The sequence below is a fragment of the Kitasatospora sp. NPDC024654 genome, assembly GCF_055559155.1.
The window spans coordinates 18228-39413 of the sequence record NZ_JBVHLF010000073.1; the positions used below are offsets into that span (position 1 = coordinate 18228).

Below are 21186 nucleotides of genomic sequence, written 5' to 3' on the forward strand. Positions count from 1 at the left end.
CGGCGCCTCGCCGGCGGCTGCGGCGAGCCCCGGGGGAGCCGCCTGCCGGTCCGTCAGTCGGCTGGATTAGCCTGCGGCCATGCACACCACGTCGCCGGTCACCATCGGGCGGGAGAGTGAGATCTCCCTGTTCGGTGCCAGTCTGATGGACCTTCAGCACGGCAGCGGCCGGGCGCTCTTCCTGTCGGGCGAGCCGGGGATCGGCAAGTCCCGGCTGGCCGACGAGTGCGCCCGGCAGGCCGCCGCGCTGCAGGTGCCGGTGCTCCGCGGCCGGGGCAGCCCGAACGCCGCCGACACGCCGTACCGGCCGATCCTGGAGGCGCTGAGCTCCCGCTTCCGCCGGACCGGCCCGGTGCAGGACCCGGAGCTCGTCCCGTACCGGCCGGCGCTGGCCCGGGTGGTCCCGGAGTGGCGGACCGGCACGGGGCCGGGCGGCCAGGAGAGCGTGATCGAGCTGGCCGAGGCGCTGCTGCGGCTGCTCGCCGTCCTCGGCCGGGACACCGGCTGCGTGCTGATGCTGGAGGACCTGCACGACGCGGACTTCGAGACCGTGGCGGTGCTGGAGTACCTGGTGGACAACGTCGCGGACCTCCCGGTCCTGCTGCTGGTCACCCTGCGGCCGACCGCCGGAGCGGCGTTCGACCTGCTCCAGGCGGTCGAACGGCGCCGGGGAGCGACCGTCCGCACGCTCGGTCCGCTCGACGCCCGGGAGGTTCGCGCCCTCGCGGCCGGCTGCCTCGGTGCGCGGACCGAGGAGGTGCCCGTCGAGGTGGCCGGCCGGCTGGTCGAGGCCGGCGGCGGAAACCCCTACCTGGTCGAGGAATTGCTGGCCGAGATGGTCGCCACCGGTTCGCTGCGCGCGGACGGAGCGGGTTGGCGGGTGGCGGGGGACCTCGCCACGGCGGTGCCCGCCAGCGTGGTGCGCGCCTACGACCGTCGGGCGGCGGCGCTCGGCCCCCGCGGGCGTGAACTCCTTTTGCTGGCAGCCCTGCTGGGCCCGTGGTTCTCGGTCGGCACGGTCCAGCTCATCACCGGGTACGACGAGCGGAGTCTCTTCGCCCAGCTGCGGGCGGCCGAGGAGGCGGGCCTCATCGTCCCCGACAGCACCGTGGCGGACGGCTACGCCTTCCGCCACGCGCTGATCGGCGAGGCGCTGCTGGCCGGGCTCACCCGCGCGGAGCGGGCCGCCGGCGCCCGCCGGGCCGCCGGGGCACTGCGGCAGGCCGAGGCGGTGCTCGACGACAGCCGGTCCCACCTCGCCGCGATGCTGCTCGAGACGGCCGGCGACGAGGCCGAGGCCGCCCGCGCGTACGCCGAGGCGGGCCGCCGGGCGCTGGCCGACGGCACCTCGGGGCAGGCCGTGCGGCTGCTCGAACGCGCGCACCGGTTCGCCGCCCCGGCAGACCGTACCGACATCACCGAGGCGCTGCTGCACGCGCTCGCGGAGGCCGGGCAGCTGGACCGCGCCCTGGAACTGCTCGGCACCCTCCCCACCGTCGGCGCCGCCGCGCTCGACACCGACCGCAGGATCGCGCTGCACACCCGGCTGGCCTGGACCGCGCTGACCGCGGAGCGGAACACCGAGAGCAGCGAGCAGCTGGCGGCGGCGAAGGCGCTGCTCGGCACCGGGGCACCGGCGCAGACCGCCGCGCTCGCGGTGATCGAGGGGCACCTGGCGCTGGTGCCGGGGTTCGAGGAGTGGCTGGCGGACGCGGATCGGCAGGCCCGGGAGGCGGCCGAGGTGGCCCGGCGGGCGGGGCTGCCGGTACTGGCCTGCCAGGCCTGGCAGTTGCTCGCCATGCTGGCGCGGGAGCGCGGCTTCGACGAGGCCGACGGATACCTGGTCCGCATGCTCGCGGAGGCCGAGGCGCACAAGCTGCCCGGCTGGCGGTTCGAGGCCCTGATCCGCCTCGGCGCCAACACCTTCATGCGCACCGGCGACGCCCGCCTGCTCGAACAGGCCCTGGCCGCGGCGAACGACCTGGGATCGATCACCCGCACCCACCGCACCGAGGGGCTGCTGGCCATGAACGCGGTGCTCACCGGCGACCCGGCCCGGGCCCGGGAGATCATCGACCGCTCCCTCGAAGCCACGTCGCGGATGCGCAACGTCGCCACCCACCGTTACCTGCTGCTGACCGCGGCGACGCTGGCCGCCCACCACGGGCGCCGCCGCGCCATGGAACGCGAGTTGCAGGCCTTCGACCGGGCGGGCGGCGGACGGTCCTTCCTGGTGCCGGTGATGTTCGGGCTGTGCCGGGCGGTCTGCGCGTTGCTGGAGGAGGACCGGCCGCAGGCCGAGGCGGAGCTCGCCTCGGCGGCGGAGTGGGAGGGCGACCATCCCAATGTCTTCTACCTCGCGGGCCGTTACGGCCTGCGCCCGCTGCTCGACGTGCTCGCCGGCCGGGTGTGCCGGGCAGGGTTCACCCCCGTGGCGCTCGCCCCGGCGGCCGAACTCGCCTGGAACCGGCAGTTCCTGCTGGTCGCCGAGGCGGTGCTGCTGGGCCGCGAGGGCCACACGGAGCAGGCCACCCGGACCGTCGAGGAGATGCGCTCCGCTGCTGGGATCTTCCCGACGGGCAGTTATCTCGCGTTGAGGCTGGCGGCGGAGGCGGCCCTGGCCGACGGCTGGGGTGACCCCGTGACGTGGCTGCGCGTGGCCGAGGACTACTTCCACGCCCTCGACGTGCCGGCCGTGCCAGCCGCCTGCCGGGCCCTGCTGCGCCGCACGGGTGCGACGGTCTCCCAACGCCGCGGCGGGCGCGAGCAGATACCGGCCGACCTGCGCACCACGGGGATGACGGGTCGCGAGTTCGAGGTGCTCGCGCTGGTCGCCGAGCGACTGGGGAACCAGGACATCGCGCGCCGTCTGTCCATCTCCCCCCGGACGGTGGAGAAGCACCTGGCGAGCCTGCTGCGCAAGACCGGTCAGGCCGACCGGGTCGGGCTGCAGGCCCTGGCCGACGGGCTGGCCCAACCGGGCTGACCGGAGCGTCATCCCCATGCGGGGGCCGGTGGCAGCCGCCGTGCCAGCGCGTCGTTCCGCCGGAAGAACGGCGCACCGGTGTGCGGCGCCGACAGCGCCCCGAGGGCGCCACCGGTGGCGGGGGCGCCGAGCGCGGTCCGTCACGGCGCGGCGCGGCCGGAGCGGTCCGTCACGGCGGCTGTCAGTAGGAGCCCGCCGCCGGCGGACGCGTTCGGATGAGCCGTGTCCACGGACGGCCGTCGCCGTCGGGTCGCCACGACTATCGCCAACTGACGGGGTCGCGGTAGCTGGTGACGCGTTCGAGGCGGCGCCAGCGGGCCCGGGGGTGGCGGTTGCCGTGGGCGAAGCGGGGGCTGCGCGGCGCGCTGGTGGCGGCCGCGCGGGCCGTCAGGACGGCGGTCAGCGCGGCGAGTTCCTCCGGGTCGGATCGCCTCTGAGGACGGTGTCTCCCCACCCATGAACAGGCCAACGGGCGAACCCGACAACTATCACGGTGAGCACTGGTGCGGTACTGGTCACCGTCAGGCGACGAAGGCGGCGAGGAGCTTGTCGGTGAGGCGGTCGAGGTAGTCGGGTCCGGTCGGGGTGTGGACGACCGCCAGGCGCCAGTAGAGCGGGCCGGCGAGGAGGTCGAGCGCGAGTTCACGGTCCACGTCGGCGGGGAGTTCGCCGCGCTCGATCGCCCGTTCCAGGAGGTGGGTGGCTCTGGTGCGGCGGGGGTCACGGACGGCGGCGAGGAGTGCCCGGGCCAGCTCGGGGTTGCGGCCGCTCTCGGCGAGCAGGACGGGCACCAGCGGCACGACAGTTCATCGTGCCGCTGGTGCCCGACCCGGCGAAGGCTCTCCCGCCCTCAGTGGGCGGGGCCGAAGGGCGACGATCAAGGCCGCGACCCCCGCGAACGCCTCGACGGCACCCGCGGGGCCCTGAGCGCGGCGCTCCTCGCTGCCGGCTCGTCAGATAGCCGGCTGCTGGGCGGAGGTCGGCTCGGCGGCGAGGAGCACCGGGATCCCGTCGGCGAGGTGCGGGCCGAGCTCGCCCCAGCCGTCCTTGTAGCCGTAGACGCCGGCCAGGGTGCGGGCCTCGTAGTCGCCGTTCATGACCTCGATGTCGTTGGCCGTGATCAGTGCCGGGTGGGCGACGCCGAGGGCCGACGAGACCTTGATCAGCTCCTTGCGCAGGGTGCGCAGGTAGACGGCGGCCCGGGTGGCCTTCGAGGTCGGGTCGAGGCCGCGGGCCAGCCACGGGTTCTGGGTGGCGATGCCGGTGGGGCACTTGTCGGTGTGGCACTTCTGCGACTGGATGCAGCCGATGGAGAGCATCGCCTCACGGGCGACATTGACCATGTCGACGCCCAGCGCGAAGGCGACCGCGGCGTTCTCGGGCAGGCCGAGCTTGCCGGAGCCGATGAAGGTCAGCTCGTCGGTCAGTCCCAGCTCGGCGAAGGTGCCGTAGACGCGGGAGAAGCCCATCCGGAACGGCAGCGACACCGAGTCGGCGAAGATCCGCGGTGCCGCCCCGGTGCCGCCCTCGCCGCCGTCGATGGTCACGAAGTCGACACCACGGTCACCACGTGCCATCAGCGTGGCCAGCTCCTGCCAGAAGCCCATCTCCCCCACCGCGCTCTTGACGCCGACCGGCAGACCGGTCTCGGTGGCGAGCAACTCGACGAAGTCGAGCATCGAGTCGACGTCGCCGAACGCGGTGTGCCGCGACGGGGAGGCGCAGTCCTCGCCGACCGGGATGCCGCGGATCCCGGCGATCTCCGGGGTCACCTTCGCGCCCGGCAGCATCCCGCCCAGCCCTGGCTTCGCGCCCTGGGAGAGCTTGATCTCTATCGCCTTGACCGGGGCGCCGGCGACCACGTCCTTGAGCTTGTCGAGGTTGAAGCTGCCGTCCTCGTTGCGGCAGCCGAAGTACGCCGTACCGATCTGGAGGACGAGGTCGCCGCCGTTGCGGTGGTACGGAGAGAGGCCGCCCTCGCCCGTGTTGTGCATCGTGCCCGCCAGCGCCGCCCCCTTGTTGAGCGCTGTGATGGCCGCGCCGGAGAGCGATCCGAAGCTCATCGCCGAGATGTTCACCACGCTCGCCGGTCGGAACGCCTTGGCGCGCCCGCGCGGGCCGCCCAGCACCTTGGCCGAGGGCAGTGGGGTCTGCGGGTCGTGCGCGTCGGGCAGAGTGCCGGCGAACGTGCGCTGCTTCAGGTAGGCGTGCCCCTGCACGTGCTCGACGTCGACTTCGGTGCCGAACCCGAAGTAGTTGTTCTCCTCCTTCGCCGACGCGTAGATCCAGGTGCGCTGGTCACGACTGAACGGGCGCTCCTCCTCGTTCGAGGTCACGATGTACTGCCGCAGTTCCGGTCCGATCGTCTCCAACAGGTACCGGGCGTGCCCGATCACCGGGAAGTTCCGGAGCAGTGCGTGCCTCTTCTGGATGAGGTCGCGGGCAGCCAGAACCGCCAACGCTGTCGCGGCGGCCGCGCCGATCCTCCGGGCGTGCATGAACGTTCCTCCTCGATGCACGGCTCCATCGCCAGGCGGTGGAGCCGTCGTGTCGTGTTGGGGCGTTGGACGGCGGGCACACCGGCAAGCGGGCATCGGCGTCCGTCGAAGAATGCGGAACGATAGTAGGAGGCCGCGCGGACGGACCTGTGGCCAGGGGGCTGGTCGGGGTTTGCTGGCGCCGTGGGCCGCGTGGGCCGCGTGGGCCGCGTGGGGCGCCGTGGTGCTCCCGAGTGGCTTCCCCCGCCGTGGGCCCTGTCGAATGGCCAGCCGTGCCGCCGCCGTTTAGTGGAGTTGGCAACTCCAGATAGTGCTACTGTGAGCCCATGGACGGAACGGACTCATCCGCGTCCCGTGGCGCACGGCGCCTGAGACGCGATGCCGAGGCCAACCGGCAGCGCACGCTGCTGGCCGCTCGGGAGGTTTTCGCCGAGCGGGGGCTGGGGGTGAACCTTGACGACATCGCTCGCCATGCCGGTGTCGGAGTGGCGACTTCCTACCGGCTCTTCGGCAACAAGCAGGCGTTGATCAACGAGTTGTTCGAAGAGCGTGTCGATGCTCTGGTGGTGGCCGCCGAGCGGGCTCTGGCGCATGACGACCCGTGGGAGGGGTTCGTCGGCCTGCTGACCTGGGTGCTGGAGCAGATGGCCGCCGATCGCGGACTGCGAGAGGTGGTGTTCTCCGATGTCGGGGGCCGTCCGCTGGTGGCGCAGGCCCGCCGCAGGTTCATGCCCGCGGCCGAGGCGGTGATGCGCCGTGTCCAGGACGCCGGGCTGCTGCGTCCGGACTTGGCGATGACCGACCTGCAACTCGTCTTCTACACGGTGAGTTGCGTGATCCAGCACACCCAGCCGGTCTCGAGCGAGGTGTGGCGGCGCTGCCTGACGATCGTGCTGGACGGCCTGCACGCCCGCCCCGGGCTGACGGACATGCCGGTGGCCGCCCTCACGACCGCCGAGGAAGAGCGTGTCGCGGGCTTCGACCCCTCCAGTTCCTGAGCGTTCTCGTCGACCTCGAGGTGCTCCTCGCCGGGCCTGATGTCCCGCTCCTGGTAGGACCCGGAATCCGCGCGTGGCCCCGATCGCAGCGGCGTGAGCCACCGCGTGCGGTCAAGGGCCCCTGCCGCCATGCCCTTTCGCCCCGGTCTCGCGTGCCGAGCCGGACGGCTGGCACGTCGTACGAGCGAAAGATCCCCACACGCCGTGGCGTTCCGCCGGCGGCCGTGGGCCGCGCCGCGTACGGCCGGCTCCCAACTTCGAAAAGCAACCACGGAAGGACGACACTCGTTGAATCCGACAGTTCTTGAGGTCGACTACCTGATCGTCGGCGCCGGGGCCATGGGCATGGCCTTCGCCGACACCCTCGTCGCCGAGACCGACGCGACGGTCGCCATCGTCGACCGCTATGACCAGCCCGGCGGTCACTGGACGGTCGCCTACCCCTTCGTGCGCCTGCACCAGCCCTCGGCCTTCTACGGCGTCAACTCCCGCGAGCTGGGCAGCGGCACGGTGGACCAGGACGGCTGGAACGCCGGACTGGACGAACTGGCCTCGGCCAGCGAGATCCTGGCCTACTTCGACCAGGTGATGCGCAGGACGCTCCTGCCGACCGGCCGGGTCTCCTACTTCCCCAAGTCGTTCTACGACGGCCCGGATCCGCAGCGGCCCGACGTCCAGCGCTTCCACTCCATCGTCAGCGGAGCCGCCTTCGAGGTGACCGTCAAACGGCGGACCGTGGACGCCACCTACATGAACGTCACGGTGCCGGCCATGGTGCCGCCCAAGTACGAGGTCGCCCCCGGCGTCCGCCTGATCACCCCCAACCAGCTGCCCACCCTGCGGGACCAGCCGTCCCACTACACCGTCGTCGGGGCGGGGAAGACGGGCATCGACGCCTGCCTGTGGCTGCTCAGCCGTGGCACCGATCCGTGCGACATCACCTGGATCATGCCCCGCGACTCCTGGCTGATCGACCGCGCCCACACCCAGCCCGGGGGCTCCTACCTCGAAACGGAAACGGCCCGTCGCGAGGCCGTGGCCGGCGCCGACACGGTCCAGGAACTGTTCGCACGGCTGGAGGAGAGCGGCCTGCTGCTGCGGCTGTCGCCCGACATCGAGCCGACCGCCTACCGCTGCGCGACGGTCGCCCGCGCCGAACTCGAACAGCTGCGCCGCATCGGCGACGTCGTCCGCCACGGCAGGGTCAAGCGCATCGACGAGAACGCGATCGAACTCGACGGGGCCACCGTTCCCGCGCGGGCCGGAACCCTCTACATCGACTGCACGGCCGACGGCCTGGAGCGACGGCCGACGGTACCGGTGTTCGACCAGGCGCACATCACGTTGCAGGCGGTGATTCCCTGTCAGCAGGTGTTCAGTGCCGCACTCATCGCCCACGTCGAGGCGGGCTACGACACCGACGACACCAGGAACGCGCTGTGCGCACCCTCGCAGCACCCGGACTCCGCCCTGGACTGGATACAGTTCTTCGGTGACATCCAGGAGCGGGTCGTGCGATGGACCGCCGACCCCGCGCTCCTCGAATGGCTCGGCACCTGCCGGCTCCTGGGCCGGCGGCTCCCCGAGCTCACCCCCGAGCAGCGGACCGCACTCCTGCCCGTGTTCGAAGCCCTGAAGCTGAAGTTGGCGCAGCTTCTGCGGCAGGCGGATGTCGTCGCGGCGGTGAGCTGACCGGACACATACCGACATCGCCCCTTCGGGGCGCGGCCTTGCTGACGGACAGTTGCGTGTCGCGCCCGATCGCTGACCTCGGCCACTCCGTCCGAGGTCAGCAGCGCCGCGGGTGTCCCTCTCCGAGATCTCCTTGGCGATGGGTCGAGGAAGAGCGCGACGTGTCGCGGACGGTCGGCGGAGCCCCGGGGGAGGCAATTGGCGACCGAGGTCCTGGGGCCGCCAATGGGCTTGTCGGCAAGGTTGTCTGATAATCATTCACAGCAACCGGCTCGCCCGGCCGTCGCGGGGCGGCACACACGCGGTGCGGTGTCGAACGACAGTGGATCGGGGCGAGACTCTTCGGGTGAAAAACCGGCGCAAGGCCGCCTGACTGGCGGTTCGCTGGCTGTTGGGGGGAGCTCCGAACCATACGTTAAAATCCGGCGCTCACAGCGGCGGCGCTCACGGAGTTCGTTCACACCTGCCGCAGACCGCAAAGCCAAGGGGAACAGTCATGCGCCTGACCCGCTGCGCTCTCGCTGCCGCCACGGTGGCGGCTTCCGCCTCAGCCATCGGCCTGCCGCTCTTCCTCACGCACTGGATGTCCCAGAGTTCCGCTGCCACGCAGGTCCGCATGGTCGGCGCCCCCGGCACCTCGGAGGGCAAGGCCGGATCGCCCCGGCTGCCCTCCTCGAATCCGGGCCCGCAGGCATCATGGCCCCCCTGTTACAGCTACGGCGGCCCCTACTGCGGCTGGGTGCAAACGTACTGGGGTGGCTGTGACCGGGAATGGGGCCTGAGCTACGGAATCAAGAACCCCGACTTGATCTGTCCCCACGACCCCCGCCCGAGCGCCTCGGCCACAGCCAGCGCCTCGGCCACACCCAGCGCCTCGGCGAAGCCCAGCCCCTCGGCGAAGCCCAGCCGCACGGCGAAGCCCAGCCGCACGGCCATGTCGGCCTCCGTCGGAGGAAGTAGTTCCTCCTGACCGGTCCCGCTCCGAGGGCTCCGGCGACCAGCAGCTGCGGCTGTGCCTGCCCGCGATGACGGTCGGACCGCGGTCTTCGTCCGACCGTCGGCCACGCGGGCCGCTGAACGGAGTTGCACGGATGCGGCACCGTCCCGGCGTGGCCGCCCCCGGGGGCCGCCGTGCGGATTCGGTGCGGCCGGGGTGGCGGCACGTCGGGCCCCTGACGCGACATGATGTCGGGGGACCGGAGGCGCTGCCGGTTCCTCTTCCGGCCGAGTGTCACGAGCCGGAACGACGTCGCAGCAGCCAGGCCGTGGCCAGCGTTCCCAGGGCCACCAGCAGACCGCTGGCCGCGATCCCGATGTGCTTCGCGCTCAGAAGACCACTGTCCCAACCGGCAGCCGCGGCGCCGGGCGGAAGAGGGCGCTGCTGGCCGTTCTGAGGGCTGCCCCCCGCCTGCGGCGACGGGGAGCTGGACGACCCGTCCCCGTCGGCAGCCGCACCATCGTGCGGGAAATCGGGGTCGTCCCGGTCCTTGCCGTCCCGGCCGTGTTCGTCCTCGTCGTCGACGCAGTGGGTGGCGGGGAAGGGGAAGGCTCGCTCGTGGCGGTCGAAGGCCTTCACCACGAAGAGTGGGTGGACCCTGAAGAAGTCACGAATCTCCAACTCGTACTGGTTTTCGGTCTGGGTGGGATAGCTCACGTTCAGATACGTGGAAATGGAGAAATTCGTCCATGGTGCGGCCGGCGACGAGGATGAGGACGACGGGTCCCGCAGGAGGACGAGAGCCTCCGGCCCACGCCGGCCGTTACGCAGAATCGCCCTGAAATCCTTGTCGATGAGCACGACGCTGCGGGGACTGTAGCAGTTCCGCCAGGGATTGTGGTGATGGTGGTCCCCGTCCCCTTCCTGGAGCCACGAGGAGTCGGGCGCGCGTGCGGACGCCTGCGCGGCGATGCCCGCCAACGGAGGGGCAAGAGTGATGGCCGCACCCGCCAGCGACGCTGCGACCCAGGGACGAAGACTCATCCAATGACCTCCATGGGTAGCGGACGCAGGCGACCACCTGCCGGGTCACACATCCGAATCTCAGAAGAAGTTAAGAGGAGTCGACTCGTCACATCGTGAACATCCTCGGGGAGCCGTACCCGTTGTCACTCAGCCGCAGCAGTTTCGGGCGGGAGAGGTAGGTCGTGGGCGGCTTCGACCGGGTGACCGCCACCGTGGCCGGCCGGTGGGGCAGCCCCCTCGCCGCGGGCGGCGCCCGGTGGGTCACCGCCGGCCCCGACTCCCGCCGGGGTTACGCCCGTACCTCCGGGGCCGGCTCGAACCGCGAGGTCGTCAAGTCCTCCGAGGTGTCGGTGAAGTCCTGCCGGGTCCCGGCGAGCGGCCGGACGGCGTCGCCGAGTTGCTCGGCCCACGGGGCCGGACCGTGGCCGGGGCACAGCTCGCCCCCGTCGGCGGTCTCCCGTCGCCGCCGTGCGCGGGTAGGGCCGCCCGCGCGGTCCGGGGCTGCGTTCATTTACGGATCGGATTAAAGTCGGATCAGTATTCGGGTGAAAATCCTGCGAACCTTGAAAATCCCGGAATTTGTGTCCAGGTCGCCTCCCGTGCATTCAGCGACTGATGCGAAGACCATCCACGCACGAGTACCCGGACGATTCCACGCCCCGCCGCTGCCGTGCCATCCGTATCCGGCGAACCGGGGCGAGCCCGGTCCGCCATGGCCATGGCGGAGACGGGCGCATCGACCCGCCCGCGTCGAGACGTGCGGCGGCGCCGGTAGGACGTGCGCGGTCGTGGTGCAGCCGCCCACGGGTCCGGCCGGCAGGACATCGTCCGACTCGACCCGTAGATGTGCGGAGAAAGCAGGGGATGATCCATGAAGGTCAGGTCAGTCGAGTACCCTGCCCTGCGGACCGAGGTCGGTGAGAGCGCCATCCCGGCGAGCGGCAAGGCGAACAGGATGCCCCGCTCGTGTTCGCGTCGGTCATCACCGAAGACGGCGTCGAGGGCAACTACATCAGCAGCTACGGTCCGCCGTTGAACCTCGCGATGTACGTGAACGTCGCGTTGTCGGTCCCGAACTGCGAGTTCGCGGAGATCACCGTCCCGGAAACCCTCTTGAGCATGGGCATGGTCGACGTGCCGAGGGTCGACGAGGACGGCTGTCTGGAAGCCCCGAAGCACCCCGGACTGGGCTACCGCATCGACCGCGATGCCATCGAGGACCTCACCCTGGGGGTTTTCTGACGAATCGCCGGACGTTGCAGGTGCTCCAATCAGGGGCGGTGCGCCCTCGCATCGCGGGGTGGTGGTACGTCGTCCCGGGCTGCCGGACGGACTCCTGCCCCGGTGGTGGCGTGAGAGCCGAGTCGACCGCCGTGGCGGCTGTTGGCCCCTCGGGTGGACCCCGGGCCTCCCCACGGGCACGGTCGAGCTGACAAGCTGTCCCGGTCGGGACGCCGCCGGGCGTCCCTCGACCGGGGGAGGTCCTGTCGTGGGTGCCAGTGGAACGCCGTCGGAGCACGGCCCCGCCTCGACTGCTCGGCACGCGCCTCCCCTCGACCCGGAGCTGCGTACCGCGCTGGCAGCGGTGGGAGGGGACACGCGGGAGCCGGTCACCCTGGAGGGCCTTGCGACCAGGCAGCAGCGGGACGCCGCTGCTCGGCCCAGGCCGACGGTTCGGGAGCTCCGGGCCGGCGGCCGGTTCGCGGTGGAGGAACTGCGTGTGCCGGGAACCCAGGGGAGGAGGGAGGTCGGGCTCGTCAGCGCACGGCCCACCGGGATCGCCGGGCCGCTGCCACTCCTGTACTACATGCACGGCGGCGGAATGATCATGGGCAACGCCTGGTCCGTACTTCCGCGGCTGCTTCGCGAGTGGGCCCTCCCGCTGCGGCTCGCCGTCATCTCCGTCGAGTACCGACTGGCGCCGCGGGCGCAGTACCCCGGACCGGTGGAGGACTGTCACGCCGGACTCGTCTGGGCGGCTGAGCACGCGGCCGGGCTGGGCCTCGACGCGGACCGCATCATCCTCGGGGGGAAGAGCGCCGGCGGTGGACTCGCCGCAGCACTCGCCCTGCTGAACCGTGACCGCGGCGGGCCGGTTCCGATCGGTCAACTGCTCCTGAGCCCGATGCTCGACGACCGCAACGACACCTTCTCCAGCCACCAGATGGCCGGCCGCGACACCTGGGACCGAACCTCCAACGCGACCGCCTGGCAGGCACTGCTGGGCGACCGGTACGGCACTGCCGACCTGCCGCCCTACGCCGCCCCTGCCCGCGCCACGGATCTGTCCGAGCTCCCCCCGGCCTACGTCGAGGTCGGGTCGGCCGAGACCTTCAGGGACGAGGCCGTGGCCTACGCCAACGCGATCTGGCAGGCCGGTGGCGCGGCCGAACTGCACGTATGGCCCGGCGCCTTCCACGGGTTCGACACACTCGCACCGCGGGCGGTCCTCAGCCAGGATGCCCACGAGGCCCGTTCCCGCTGGCTCCGGCGGATCGTCGGACGATGAACCCGCTCCCGTGAGTCGGCCGAGGGCCGGTGGCGGCCGGCGCTCCGGGGGCAGTCCGGCACCGGGGCGCTTCCGGTGCGGCGGGTCGGCCCGCAGCCGGACGCGCTCCGGGCGCGGGCAAATGGGGGACCGGCCGGTGGACCGGGCCCGCGGGGACCGCAGCGTTCCGCGACCTGCCCCTGGACACACGAACGGCCCACTTCGGCAGGGGCGGGCCCGTCGCACGGGAACCCGTTCAGCCCTCTCCGGCCGGGGCGCCAGGGCCGGCGCTGCTGCCGTCCCTCAGCGCGCTCGGCGCCTCGCGCCCCGCATCCCGCGCGGTGGGGCCGGTCCGGGTGTAGCGTCGATGACAGCAGTCGTGGTTCCGAAGTCGTTCGCCCGCGGTGGTAGCCGCGGGCGTTTTCGCTGTCCAGCACATGCCCTCTCCGGACCTTGGCGATCACCTCCGCGCGGGCCCGCAATCGTGCCGGCCCGGCAACCGCCCCGAACAGGAGACAGGCAATGGCTACCGGAACCGTGAAGTGGTTCAACGCCGAGAAGGGCTTCGGCTTCATCGAGCAGGACGGCGGCGGCGCTGACGTGTTCGCCCACTACTCGAACATCGACGCGCAGGGCTTCCGCGAACTGCAGGAAGGCCAGAAGGTCCAGTTCGACGTCGTGCAGGGCCAGAAGGGCCCGCAGGCGGAGCACATTCGTCCCGCCTGACGCCGTACCCGCGAACGGCCCGTCCCGGCTGGGGACGGGCCGTTCCGCTGGGGGGTGGAGACAGGCCGATGCCGACCCGCCGGGTTGTGCCGCCCTCGCGGGGCGGACTCCCCGGGCGGCCCGGTCGCTCACGGGGCCAGCCCCGGGCGCGGCCCGCCGCCCGCGCGCAGCCGGCGCGGGAACGACAGCACGCCGGGGGTGCCGGTGGCCCTGCTCCGCGCCGAGCGTGCCGTCGGGGAAGAGCGGTGCCCGGGGCCGCCGCCGCTGCGGGCCGGGATCAGGGTGGCGACCTCCTCCGCGGCGGCCCGGACCTCCTCGGCGAGCCCGGCCGTGGCCAGGTCGAGCATCAGCTCGCCGACCCCGGCGAGCCCGCAGCACTGGACGACCTGGCCCATCCGGGGTGCCGACGCCGCTCCTCGGGGCCGGCCGCCCCGCCGGCTCAGGTGGTGGGCGCGGTGGTGAGCATCCAGTGGCTGAACGCGGCGTACCGCTGGGCGAACTCGGCTGCTCCGGCGGCGTGTTCGACGGCGGCGGCGTGCCCGCGGACGTGGTCGAACCGCGCGGTGCGGGCGCCTTCGTACCGGGCGAGCGCCCGGGCCGTGTCGGGCCCGGCCGCCAGGCTGGCACGCAGCGCACCGGCGTCCTCGATGCCGAGGGTGCCACCTGCGGAGATGTGCGGGGACAGGCCGTGCGCGGCGTCCCCGATCAGCGCGACCCGCCCGCTCGTCCAGCGTGACAGGGGAGGGACGAGCGTGATCGCGTTCTCCAGGATCGCCTCCTCGGGGGTTGTGGCGATCATCTCCAGCAGGTCGTCGTGCCAGCCCGCCTCGGCCAGGTTCCGGGCGCGCCGCAGCGCCCGGTCCCGCTTGGTACCGGTGAGCGGACCGGCGTCGAACTGGTTGACCATCCACATGGTCCGCCCCTGCGCGACTCGCGCGTACCCACCCCTGGTGCGCTCCCGCCCGATCGTGAGCACCGTGCCCTCCGGGCGCTCGTCCCCGGCGGGCACGACGGCGCGCCAGGCGTAGTGCCCGGCGTGCGCCGTGGCGTCACTGCCGGGCACGAGCTGTGCGCGCACGCGGGAGTGCACGCCGTCCGCGCCGATCAGCAGGTCCGCGTGCAGCTCCGCACCGCCGGCGAGGTGGACGACAACCTCCGACTCGCGCTCGGTGTACCCGGTCACCCGGGCGTCGAGGAGGATCCGGTCGCGGCCGACGGTGTCGGCCAGCAGGCTGTTCAGACCGGGCCGCGGCACGAGCAGGAACTGGTGGTCGGACTCGTGGTAGCCGGTGGCGCGCAGCGGGCGGCCGGCGGCGTCGAAGAACCAGGCGTCGATCTCCCCACCCATGCCGCGAACGTCCGCGCCGATGCCGATCCGGTCGAACTCGCGCAGCGCGTTGGGCCACAGGCCGATCCCCGCTCCCGCGGCACGCACCCGCGGCGCCTGCTCCAGCACCGTGACCTCGTGTCCGATCAGCTGGAGGGACGCTGCGGTGGTGAGCCCGACCAGGCCCCCTCCGGCGATCACTGTACGCATCGTTGCCTCCTCGCGTTCCCGGGCGCCGGCCGGCGCCTGACATCCAGTCAACGCGGAGAGTTCGATAACCTCAAATGCATAGTTGTGATGCTTAGCATTACCCTCATGCATCTGGATCTGAACCTCCTGACCGCGTTGGACGCCCTGCTGGACGAGCGCAGCGTCAGCGCCGCCGCCGACCGGTTGCACCTCTCGCAGCCCGCCATGAGCCGCACCCTCAGCCGGATCAGGCGGGCGACCGGGGACCAGATCCTGGTCCGCACCGGCCGGTCCATGCTGCCCACGCCCTACGCCGAGCAGATCCGTGACGAGGTCCACCAACTCGTCACCCGGGCCCAGGCCGTCCTCACCCCGACGGCCGAGGTGGATCCCGCCGCGCTGGAGCGGACCTTCACCCTCCAGTGCAACGACGTCATCGCCGACGCCCTGCTCCCACGCCTCGCCGCCGAGCTCACCGACTCGGCGCCCGGCGTCCGCCTGCGCTTCCTCGGGGAGGCGGACACCACCGTCGACGAACTGCGCCGGGGACACGTCGACCTCCAGGTCACCGACGCGGCCCCCCGGCACGCCGACACCCGCTCGACGACCGTGCTCACCGACACCCTGGCCGTCGTCGGCCACCGCGACCTACCGCACGACCCCTCCACCTGGGACGGATTCGCCTCGCTTCCCCATGTCGTGATCTCCCGCCGGGGACGCGTCCACGACCGCGTCGACGACCTGCTCGACGCCCAGCACCTCCGCAGGCGCGTCGCGTTCACCGTGCCGACCCTGGCCCTGGCCCTGCGGACGGTGGCTGCCCACCACCTGATCACCGTCGTCCCCAGGCTGCTCACCGGCCACGCGCTCCCAGCACCGCTGCGCAGCTACCCCCTGCCCGGACCGGTCCCGGCCATCCCCGCCGTCCTGGCCTGGCACGCCCGCCACGACCGCGACAGTGCCCACCGCTGGCTCCGCACCCTGATCACCGACATCCTCACCGCCGTCACGCAGGCCCCGGGCGCCGCTGGCACGGCTCCGGTTCCGGAACCGATGGGCTGAAGGCCCGCGGACCTGAACCGCGGTCGAGCGGTCACGGGTTGGGCTCCTGCCCTCCTGACCCCGGGGATCGAGGACCCGCCGGAAGCGCTGGAGGGTGGGAGCGCGGAGCGGGCCGGGCTTCCCGGTGTCGTTCGGCGCCTGGTTCCCGCGCCGGCAGGCCCCGGAGGAGGGCGTCGAGGAACAGCTCGAAGCGAGGGGCGTTGTGGCCGAGGTCGAGGGGGTTCTCCTGGGTGGCGAGCCAGCTGACGACGGAGGTGATGAAGATGTACCAGCTCTGTTCGGCCAGGTCGGGGTGGAGTCCGGTGTTCGTGAAGGCGGTGATGACCTCCTCGCGGAGCCGCCCGAAGGAGCGGGAGTTGTGGCGGTGCGGTCGTGAGGTGCGGGTGGCGTAGCCGGGCACGGCGAGGAACTGGTCGTGCATGGCCCAGGCGACCCGCGCCAGCCAGGGCCGCCAGTGGCCCCCGCTCGGGCCGTCGGAGGGGAGGATGCGCTCGACCATGACTTCGCTGATGAGGTCGAACAGTTGGTCTCGGTTCTTGACCCAGCGGTAGAGGGCGCTGTGGCTGACCTCCAGGCGGGCGGCGAGCTCCCGCATGGTCAGCGTGTCGAGGTTCCCGGCCGAGAGGGCGGCGTCGACGATCCGCTCGCGGTTGATCTGGGCGGGGCGTCCCGGGCGGTGTCGGGTTGTCGCGGCGTCAGGCATGGCCAGGACTCTACGAGACCACTGTCGACGAGGGGGCGGCGACGAGGGCTCCCTCAGGAGGTGAGGGCACCTCGCCGTTGTTTGTGACCAGTGGTCACAAACAATGTTAGGCTGGCGACGCGTCCAGCTGAGCCGTGCCTCCACCGGGACCGTCCGGGGGCGGAGGGTGGGCCGGCGACGCCGAACAGGCCTCCGCGTCCATTGAGGAGAGACATGGAACCGAAGCAGATCCCGTCCTTAGCCGGTGGCGCGGCGCCGGAGGGCGCGACACTGCTGCTGAGCGATGACGAGGTGCGCAGGTCCTGCGACATGGCAGCGGTGATCGACGCCATCGAGGCGGCGCTCGGCGACGCTCCCGGGCCGAGGCTGGCGATGCCGGCGCGGTCCAACCTGGCGGTCGAGGGCACGTTCTTCCGGGTGATGCCGGCGATCATGAGCAGGGCCGGGGTGCTCGGGCTCAAGATGCTCCACGGCTCGTTCGAGCGGGGCGTGCGGTACCTCGTGGTCCTCTGCGACATCGAGACCGGCGCGGTCACGAGCCTGCTCGACGCCGCCTACCTGACGGCCGCGCGCACCGGAGCCACCGCCGGGGTCGCGACCAGGCACCTGGCCCGCGAGGACGCTGCCACCGTCGGCGTCATCGGGGCCGGCCTCGAAGCCGAAACCAACCTGGCGGCCGTGGCGGCCGTGCGCGAGATCCGAAGGGTGAAGGTCTTCAGCCCCCGGCCGTTCCGGCGTGAAGCGTTCGCCGAGCGCGTGGGCGCCGAGCTCGACGTCGAGATCGTGCCGGTCGACACCGCCCGGGCGGCGGTCGCCGCGATGGATGTGGTGGTCGTGGCGACCAACACGGGCTCCGGCGGCCCGGTCGCCCTGCGCGGTGAGTGGATCGAGCCCGGACAGCACATCGTGTCGATCGGTTCGACGACGCCGGCCCATCGGGAGATCGACGTCCCCACCTTCACCCGGGCCGACGCGGTCGTCTTCGACGTCCCGGCCGACCTCGTCACCGGGGAGTCGGGTGACGTCCTCGCCTGGCGCGAGCTCCACGGGGAGGCGGTTTCGGCCGTGCCCACCCTGACCGAGTTGTTGCGCGCGGAGGTTCCGGGCCGCCGGCGCGCCGACGACGTCACCGTGTTCAAGTCGATCGGGGCCGCCGCCCAGGACCTCGCCGCCGCCGTCGCCGTGTGCGAACGGGCCCGGGCCCTCGGGATCGGGACGGAGGTCCGCGGCGTCGCGGCGCTCAGGACGTTCTGAGCGCCGCCTTCGACGGACCGCGGCTTTCTCCGGCGCTCCCGGAGGAGCTCGCGGGCCGGCCGTCCCAGGACGCGGTGACGCGGCCGGCGCCGGAGGGGCGGCAGCCCTGGCGTGAGGGTGAGGCTGCTCGGTGCGGAGTCCGATTCCACTGGTTCGCAACCGCCGTTGTCGGCATGATGTCGGGTGATGACCGACCAGTCCCGACCCTCGACCGTTTCCCAGCCCTCCTACGATCACCGCGCCGCCGCGCTCGACTCGCTGTACGGACTGTCCGTCGGCGACGCGTTCGGCGCTCAGTTCTTCGTCCCCGACAACCTGCCCGCTCTGCGCGAGCGCCGGGTTCCACCCGGCCGATGGCCGTGGACGGACGATGCCGAGATGGCCTGTTCCGTGTTCGACGTGTTGCGGTCGCGCGGCACGGTGAACCAGCGGGAACTGGCGCACTCCTTCGCCCGGCGGCACGACTTCGACCGTGGCTACGGCCCGGCGATGAACCGGTTGCTTCGGCTGGTACGGGAAGGCGGCTCGTGGCAGGAGCTCGCCGCGGGGCTGTTCGACGGGCAGGGGTCCTGGGGTAACGGGGCGGCGATGCGCGTGGCACCGCTGGGAGCCTGGTTCGGCGTGGACCTGGAGGAGGCGGCCTGGCAGGCCGCGCGCTCGGCCACGGTGACGCACACCCATCCCGAGGCGGTGGCCGGGGCCGTGGCCGTCGCGGTGGCGGCCGGTGGTGCGGCGCGCAGCCGGGGCCGGCGCCTGGCCGCAGCCGAACTGCTCGGGCCGGTGCTGGAGTTGACGCCCATGGGGAAGGTCCGCGACGGCGTGGCCGAGGCGTTGGAGCTGGCCGAGCAGCCGCATGTGGAGTTGGCCGCTCACCGTCTCGGCAACGGGCGGCAGGTCAGTGCGGTGGACACGGTGCCGTTCACGCTGTGGTGCGCCACCCGGCACCTCGACGACTTCGAGGCCGCGCTGTGGACAACCGCCGCCGCGGGCGGGGACGTTGACACCACCTGCGCGATCGTGGCCGGAATCCTGGCTGGCCGGCTGGGAGTGGAGGGAGTCCCCCGTGGGTGGCGCGAGGCGGTGGAGCCACTGCCCGGATGGCTGGAGCCGGACCGGTTGGGCACCGACACGAACCGCGCGGACTTCGGTGGGACGACGCCGATCAAGCGTCCCGAGCCGGTTCCCGTCCCGGACCTGCTGTGGACGCCCGGCCAGTGGCAGCGGATCCGGCACGGCGTCCAGGCCCGGGCCACGGAGGAGAAGTGGAACGTCCACCTCGACGGTGATCGACTCTTCCTGTACCGCAGTTGGGCCGGTTCCTGCGTCTTCGAGGTCGCCGTCGAGTCGACCACGCGCGGCTGGCGGCCGGTGTGTGCCTGGGTGGAGTCCGACCGGGGCAGCTACCGTCGTGGAACCGACGAGGCGGAGGGCGTTCTCCTGGAACTGCTCCTCGCCGGGTACTTCGGCAAGGACGACCGGCCCGACCTGTGGGAGCGCCGTCGGCAGCCGCGCTCCGGCAGTTGACCCGGTCCGCGCCGGTGCGCGGCCCTACCGTTCCGCCCTGGGCGTGCCGGACTCCTGGGCGTGCCGGATCGCGTCCAGGACGATGTGGGCGATGTGGGCGTCGGTGAGGGTGTACTCGATCTCGCGGGCCTGGCGATGGGCGGTGACGATCCGGAAGGCCCGCAGCACTCGCAGGTGCTGGGAGACCAGGGGCTGGCTCACGCCGAGGGTGGTCACGAGTTCGTGCACGCGCTTGCCGCCGTCGGCCAGCTCGCGCACGATGCCCAACCGGACCGGGGCGGCCAGTGCGCGCAGCAGCTCGCTGGCGGCCTGTAGGTCCGGTCTGGCCTCGTCGTCCGGAGGAGTCGTTGTCATATGCGTAAATTAGCATATGACAACGACTTTCACTTGTCCGTGCTCGGACGCTCGCGGAGGGCGATCGGTCGGTGGTCGTCCCAGTGGCCCTCGTGGGCGGCGTGGCGGTGGCCGTCGTGGATGAAGTCGGCGTGGTCCCCGTGCGGCACGGCGACGTGACCGCAGTCCGGGCCGTGCTCGTGCTGGTGGCCCTCGTGGGTCACGTGCTCGGTGCTGGCGCACTCGTCGACGTGGTCCCCGTGGGCGCGGTGGAGGTGGTTGTCGTGGGCGTAGTCGACGTGGTCCCCGTGCGGTACGGCCACGTGGCCGCAGCCCTCGCCGTGGGTGTGGGCGTGGTCGGGGTGTGGCCGGTGCTCGACGGTGGCGGACATGCGCGTGCCTCCTTGTTCGGTGCCTGACAAGGATGGACATTAGCATATGGCGATCTGTGCATGCGTGAAGTGCGGGACGTGGTGGTCGGCGTGGAGGTGCTCCGATCGGGTCGGGTTTCCAGGGCGGCGCACAACTCGATGCCGTCTGCATCTGGTTTTGAAAATCGTTTCCGATTAGCGTGGACTGTAGTGGGCCCCTTCCGCCGGGGCCGCAGGTTCCCGAGGAGTACTCCAGACCATGCGTGCTGCCCTGCCCCGCCAGGCTCGCGGGCATCCCGCCCGACTCGTGCCGACCGCGACACCGGAACGGGGAGGAACGTGAACGTCACCGACGTCTCCGTGCCGGTCCCGTCCCTCGGCCGCACGGCGGAGCGGACCGGCGCGGCCGGCCGCACGCCGTCCGGTGCGTTCGCGTCGATCGGGCGGCCGACTCCCCAGCGCACCGTCGTACTGGAGGCGCTGATGGGCAGTGAGGGCTTCGTCAGTGCCCAGATCCTGCACGCCGGTCTGCTGACGAGGGGGTCACGGGTGGGGCTGAGCACCGTCTACCGCACGCTCACCGCGCTCGTCGACGCCGGCGGGGCCGACGTCGTCCGGGACGTCAACGGCGAACGGCTGTTCCGCTACCGTCCGGGCGCCGACCACCGGCACTACCTGATCTGCCGCGCGTGCGGGCTGAGCGTGGCCGTGGACTCCGGCCCGGTCGAGACCTGGGCGGACCAGGTGGCCGAGGAATCCGGGTTCGCGGACGTGCGGCACACCGTGGAGCTGGCCGGTATCTGCACGAGTTGCCTCGCCGCCGCCGATGACGACCGACCCGCCCACTGATCCCGGGGCACCCGGACCGCCACTCCGGTCACCGGTGGCGCCCGCGCGACCGGAACGGTCCGTGGGGAGCCGGCCGGCTCCCCACGGACCGTCAGGCCGTGCCTCGGGCTGGAAGCGGTGTCCGGCCCGTGCGGTACGTCCGGCGTGTCCAGCGTACGGCGTGGGCGAGGAGGTAGCTGCCGAAGGTGAACGTGGTCACGAAGAAGCCGATCGGCCAGTTGGT

At 72.2% G+C, this 21186-nt stretch carries 21 protein-coding genes; 10 read left to right on the forward strand and 11 right to left on the reverse strand.

Features of this window, described 5'->3' with window-relative positions; all coding sequences use genetic code 11:
* Nucleotides 1–79: 79 nt before the first annotated feature.
* The gene (locus tag ACZ38L_RS30540) at nt 80–2986 is read left to right on the forward strand and encodes an ATP-binding protein (RefSeq protein WP_465699309.1); all 2907 of its coding nucleotides are present in this window, start codon (nt 80–82) and stop codon (nt 2984–2986) included.
* A 259-nt stretch (nt 2987–3245) separates the two neighbouring features.
* Here the strand turns inward: ACZ38L_RS30540 and ACZ38L_RS30545 are convergent, their stop codons facing one another.
* The 3 genes from ACZ38L_RS30545 to ACZ38L_RS30555 form a co-directional block, all read right to left on the reverse strand.
* Nucleotides 3246–3440 (reverse strand): acyl-CoA carboxylase subunit epsilon, encoded by a 195-nt coding sequence (locus ACZ38L_RS30545; protein WP_465699311.1) that lies wholly within the window; start codon nt 3438–3440, stop codon nt 3246–3248.
* 67 nt (nt 3441–3507) lie between these two features.
* Entirely contained in the window at nt 3508–3786 is a 279-nt protein-coding gene (locus ACZ38L_RS30550) for a TetR-like C-terminal domain-containing protein (RefSeq protein ID WP_465699313.1), read from the reverse strand.
* Between the two features lie 153 nt (nt 3787–3939).
* The gene (locus ACZ38L_RS30555; RefSeq protein ID WP_465699315.1) at nt 3940–5484 is read right to left on the reverse strand and encodes an FMN-binding glutamate synthase family protein; all 1545 of its coding nucleotides are present in this window, start codon (nt 5482–5484) and stop codon (nt 3940–3942) included.
* Nucleotides 5485–5810: 326 nt separating this feature from the next.
* Between ACZ38L_RS30555 and ACZ38L_RS30560 the strand changes: the two genes are divergently transcribed.
* Nucleotides 5811–6482 carry a TetR/AcrR family transcriptional regulator gene (locus ACZ38L_RS30560; RefSeq protein WP_465699318.1) on the forward strand — a complete coding sequence of 224 codons (672 nt, stop codon included), beginning with the start codon at nt 5811–5813 and terminating at the stop codon, nt 6480–6482.
* 288 nt (nt 6483–6770) lie between these two features.
* Nucleotides 6771–8174, forward strand: a complete 1404-nt coding sequence (locus tag ACZ38L_RS30565; RefSeq protein ID WP_465699320.1) for an NAD(P)-binding protein — start codon at nt 6771–6773, stop codon at nt 8172–8174.
* A gap of 783 nt (nt 8175–8957) precedes the next feature.
* Here the strand turns inward: ACZ38L_RS30565 and ACZ38L_RS30570 are convergent.
* The 3 genes from ACZ38L_RS30570 to ACZ38L_RS30580 all read right to left on the reverse strand — a co-directional run bounded on the left by ACZ38L_RS30570 (nt 8958) and on the right by ACZ38L_RS30580 (nt 10648).
* Entirely contained in the window at nt 8958–9110 is a 153-nt protein-coding gene (locus ACZ38L_RS30570; protein ID WP_465699323.1) for a hypothetical protein, read from the reverse strand.
* A 295-nt stretch (nt 9111–9405) separates the two neighbouring features.
* Entirely contained in the window at nt 9406–9972 is a 567-nt protein-coding gene (locus ACZ38L_RS30575) for a hypothetical protein (RefSeq protein WP_465699325.1), read from the reverse strand.
* Nucleotides 9973–10426: 454 nt separating this feature from the next.
* Entirely contained in the window at nt 10427–10648 is a 222-nt protein-coding gene (locus tag ACZ38L_RS30580) for a hypothetical protein (protein WP_465699327.1), read from the reverse strand.
* Nucleotides 10649–11103: 455 nt separating this feature from the next.
* Between ACZ38L_RS30580 and ACZ38L_RS30585 the strand changes: the two genes are divergently transcribed.
* The 3 genes from ACZ38L_RS30585 (at nt 11104) to ACZ38L_RS30595 (ending at nt 13351) form a co-directional block, all read left to right on the forward strand.
* Nucleotides 11104–11379, forward strand: coding sequence for an enolase C-terminal domain-like protein (locus tag ACZ38L_RS30585; protein WP_465699329.1), 276 nt, complete (start codon nt 11104–11106; stop codon nt 11377–11379).
* Nucleotides 11380–11626: 247 nt separating this feature from the next.
* Complete coding sequence (locus ACZ38L_RS30590) at nt 11627–12646, forward strand: alpha/beta hydrolase (protein WP_465699331.1); 1020 nt, start codon at nt 11627–11629, stop codon at nt 12644–12646.
* 501 nt (nt 12647–13147) lie between these two features.
* The gene (locus ACZ38L_RS30595) at nt 13148–13351 is read left to right on the forward strand and encodes a cold-shock protein (RefSeq protein WP_396563655.1); all 204 of its coding nucleotides are present in this window, start codon (nt 13148–13150) and stop codon (nt 13349–13351) included.
* Nucleotides 13352–13479: 128 nt separating this feature from the next.
* Here ACZ38L_RS30595 and ACZ38L_RS30600 read toward each other — a convergent pair whose 3' ends face one another.
* Both ACZ38L_RS30600 and ACZ38L_RS30605 read right to left on the reverse strand, forming a co-directional pair.
* The gene (locus ACZ38L_RS30600; protein ID WP_465699334.1) at nt 13480–13746 is read right to left on the reverse strand and encodes a hypothetical protein; all 267 of its coding nucleotides are present in this window, start codon (nt 13744–13746) and stop codon (nt 13480–13482) included.
* A 44-nt stretch (nt 13747–13790) separates the two neighbouring features.
* A complete protein-coding gene (locus tag ACZ38L_RS30605; RefSeq protein ID WP_465699336.1) occupies nt 13791–14888 on the reverse strand; it encodes an FAD-dependent monooxygenase in 1098 nt (365 codons plus the stop codon).
* A 105-nt stretch (nt 14889–14993) separates the two neighbouring features.
* On the opposite strand from ACZ38L_RS30605, the gene ACZ38L_RS30610 reads away from it, so the two are divergent.
* Entirely contained in the window at nt 14994–15929 is a 936-nt protein-coding gene (locus ACZ38L_RS30610; RefSeq protein WP_465699338.1) for a LysR family transcriptional regulator, read from the forward strand.
* Between the two features lie 31 nt (nt 15930–15960).
* On the opposite strand, the gene ACZ38L_RS30615 is transcribed toward ACZ38L_RS30610, so the two are convergent.
* Nucleotides 15961–16632, reverse strand: a complete 672-nt coding sequence (locus ACZ38L_RS30615) for a TetR/AcrR family transcriptional regulator (RefSeq protein WP_465699340.1) — start codon at nt 16630–16632, stop codon at nt 15961–15963.
* Nucleotides 16633–16845: 213 nt separating this feature from the next.
* On the opposite strand from ACZ38L_RS30615, the gene ACZ38L_RS30620 reads away from it, so the two are divergent.
* A complete protein-coding gene (locus ACZ38L_RS30620; protein ID WP_465699342.1) occupies nt 16846–17886 on the forward strand; it encodes an ornithine cyclodeaminase family protein in 1041 nt (346 codons plus the stop codon).
* A 186-nt stretch (nt 17887–18072) separates the two neighbouring features.
* Complete coding sequence (locus tag ACZ38L_RS30625) at nt 18073–19410, forward strand: ADP-ribosylglycohydrolase family protein (protein ID WP_465699344.1); 1338 nt, start codon at nt 18073–18075, stop codon at nt 19408–19410.
* A gap of 24 nt (nt 19411–19434) precedes the next feature.
* On the opposite strand, the gene ACZ38L_RS30630 is transcribed toward ACZ38L_RS30625, so the two are convergent.
* Both ACZ38L_RS30630 and ACZ38L_RS30635 read right to left on the reverse strand, forming a co-directional pair.
* Nucleotides 19435–19764 carry an ArsR/SmtB family transcription factor gene (locus ACZ38L_RS30630; protein ID WP_465699346.1) on the reverse strand — a complete coding sequence of 110 codons (330 nt, stop codon included), beginning with the start codon at nt 19762–19764 and terminating at the stop codon, nt 19435–19437.
* Nucleotides 19765–19793: 29 nt separating this feature from the next.
* Complete coding sequence (locus tag ACZ38L_RS30635; RefSeq protein ID WP_465699349.1) at nt 19794–20135, reverse strand: hypothetical protein; 342 nt, start codon at nt 20133–20135, stop codon at nt 19794–19796.
* Nucleotides 20136–20453: 318 nt separating this feature from the next.
* On the opposite strand from ACZ38L_RS30635, the gene ACZ38L_RS30640 reads away from it, so the two are divergent.
* Complete coding sequence (locus ACZ38L_RS30640; protein ID WP_465699353.1) at nt 20454–20963, forward strand: Fur family transcriptional regulator; 510 nt, start codon at nt 20454–20456, stop codon at nt 20961–20963.
* Nucleotides 20964–21186 lie beyond the last annotated feature (223 nt).

Bases quoted from the DNA above. Each gene is read 5' to 3' on its own strand.
- ACZ38L_RS30620 (WP_465699342.1), top strand. From the start codon at position 16,846: ATGGAACCGAAGCAGATCCCGTCCTTAGCCGGTGGCGCGGCGCCGGAG.
- ACZ38L_RS30540 (WP_465699309.1), top strand. From the start codon at position 80: ATGCACACCACGTCGCCGGTCACCATCGGGCGGGAGAGTGAGATCTCC.
- ACZ38L_RS30635 (WP_465699349.1), bottom strand. From the start codon at position 20,135: ATGTCCGCCACCGTCGAGCACCGGCCACACCCCGACCACGCCCACACC.
- ACZ38L_RS30555 (WP_465699315.1), bottom strand. From the start codon at position 5,484: ATGCACGCCCGGAGGATCGGCGCGGCCGCCGCGACAGCGTTGGCGGTT.
- ACZ38L_RS30580 (WP_465699327.1), bottom strand. From the start codon at position 10,648: ATGAACGCAGCCCCGGACCGCGCGGGCGGCCCTACCCGCGCACGGCGG.
- ACZ38L_RS30630 (WP_465699346.1), bottom strand. From the start codon at position 19,764: ATGACAACGACTCCTCCGGACGACGAGGCCAGACCGGACCTACAGGCC.
- ACZ38L_RS30625 (WP_465699344.1), top strand. From the start codon at position 18,073: ATGACCGACCAGTCCCGACCCTCGACCGTTTCCCAGCCCTCCTACGAT.
- ACZ38L_RS30595 (WP_396563655.1), top strand. From the start codon at position 13,148: ATGGCTACCGGAACCGTGAAGTGGTTCAACGCCGAGAAGGGCTTCGGC.
- ACZ38L_RS30600 (WP_465699334.1), bottom strand. From the start codon at position 13,746: ATGGGCCAGGTCGTCCAGTGCTGCGGGCTCGCCGGGGTCGGCGAGCTG.
- ACZ38L_RS30610 (WP_465699338.1), top strand. From the start codon at position 14,994: ATGCATCTGGATCTGAACCTCCTGACCGCGTTGGACGCCCTGCTGGAC.
- ACZ38L_RS30570 (WP_465699323.1), bottom strand. From the start codon at position 9,110: ATGGCCGTGCGGCTGGGCTTCGCCGTGCGGCTGGGCTTCGCCGAGGGG.
- ACZ38L_RS30615 (WP_465699340.1), bottom strand. From the start codon at position 16,632: ATGCCTGACGCCGCGACAACCCGACACCGCCCGGGACGCCCCGCCCAG.
- ACZ38L_RS30560 (WP_465699318.1), top strand. From the start codon at position 5,811: ATGGACGGAACGGACTCATCCGCGTCCCGTGGCGCACGGCGCCTGAGA.
- ACZ38L_RS30605 (WP_465699336.1), bottom strand. From the start codon at position 14,888: ATGCGTACAGTGATCGCCGGAGGGGGCCTGGTCGGGCTCACCACCGCA.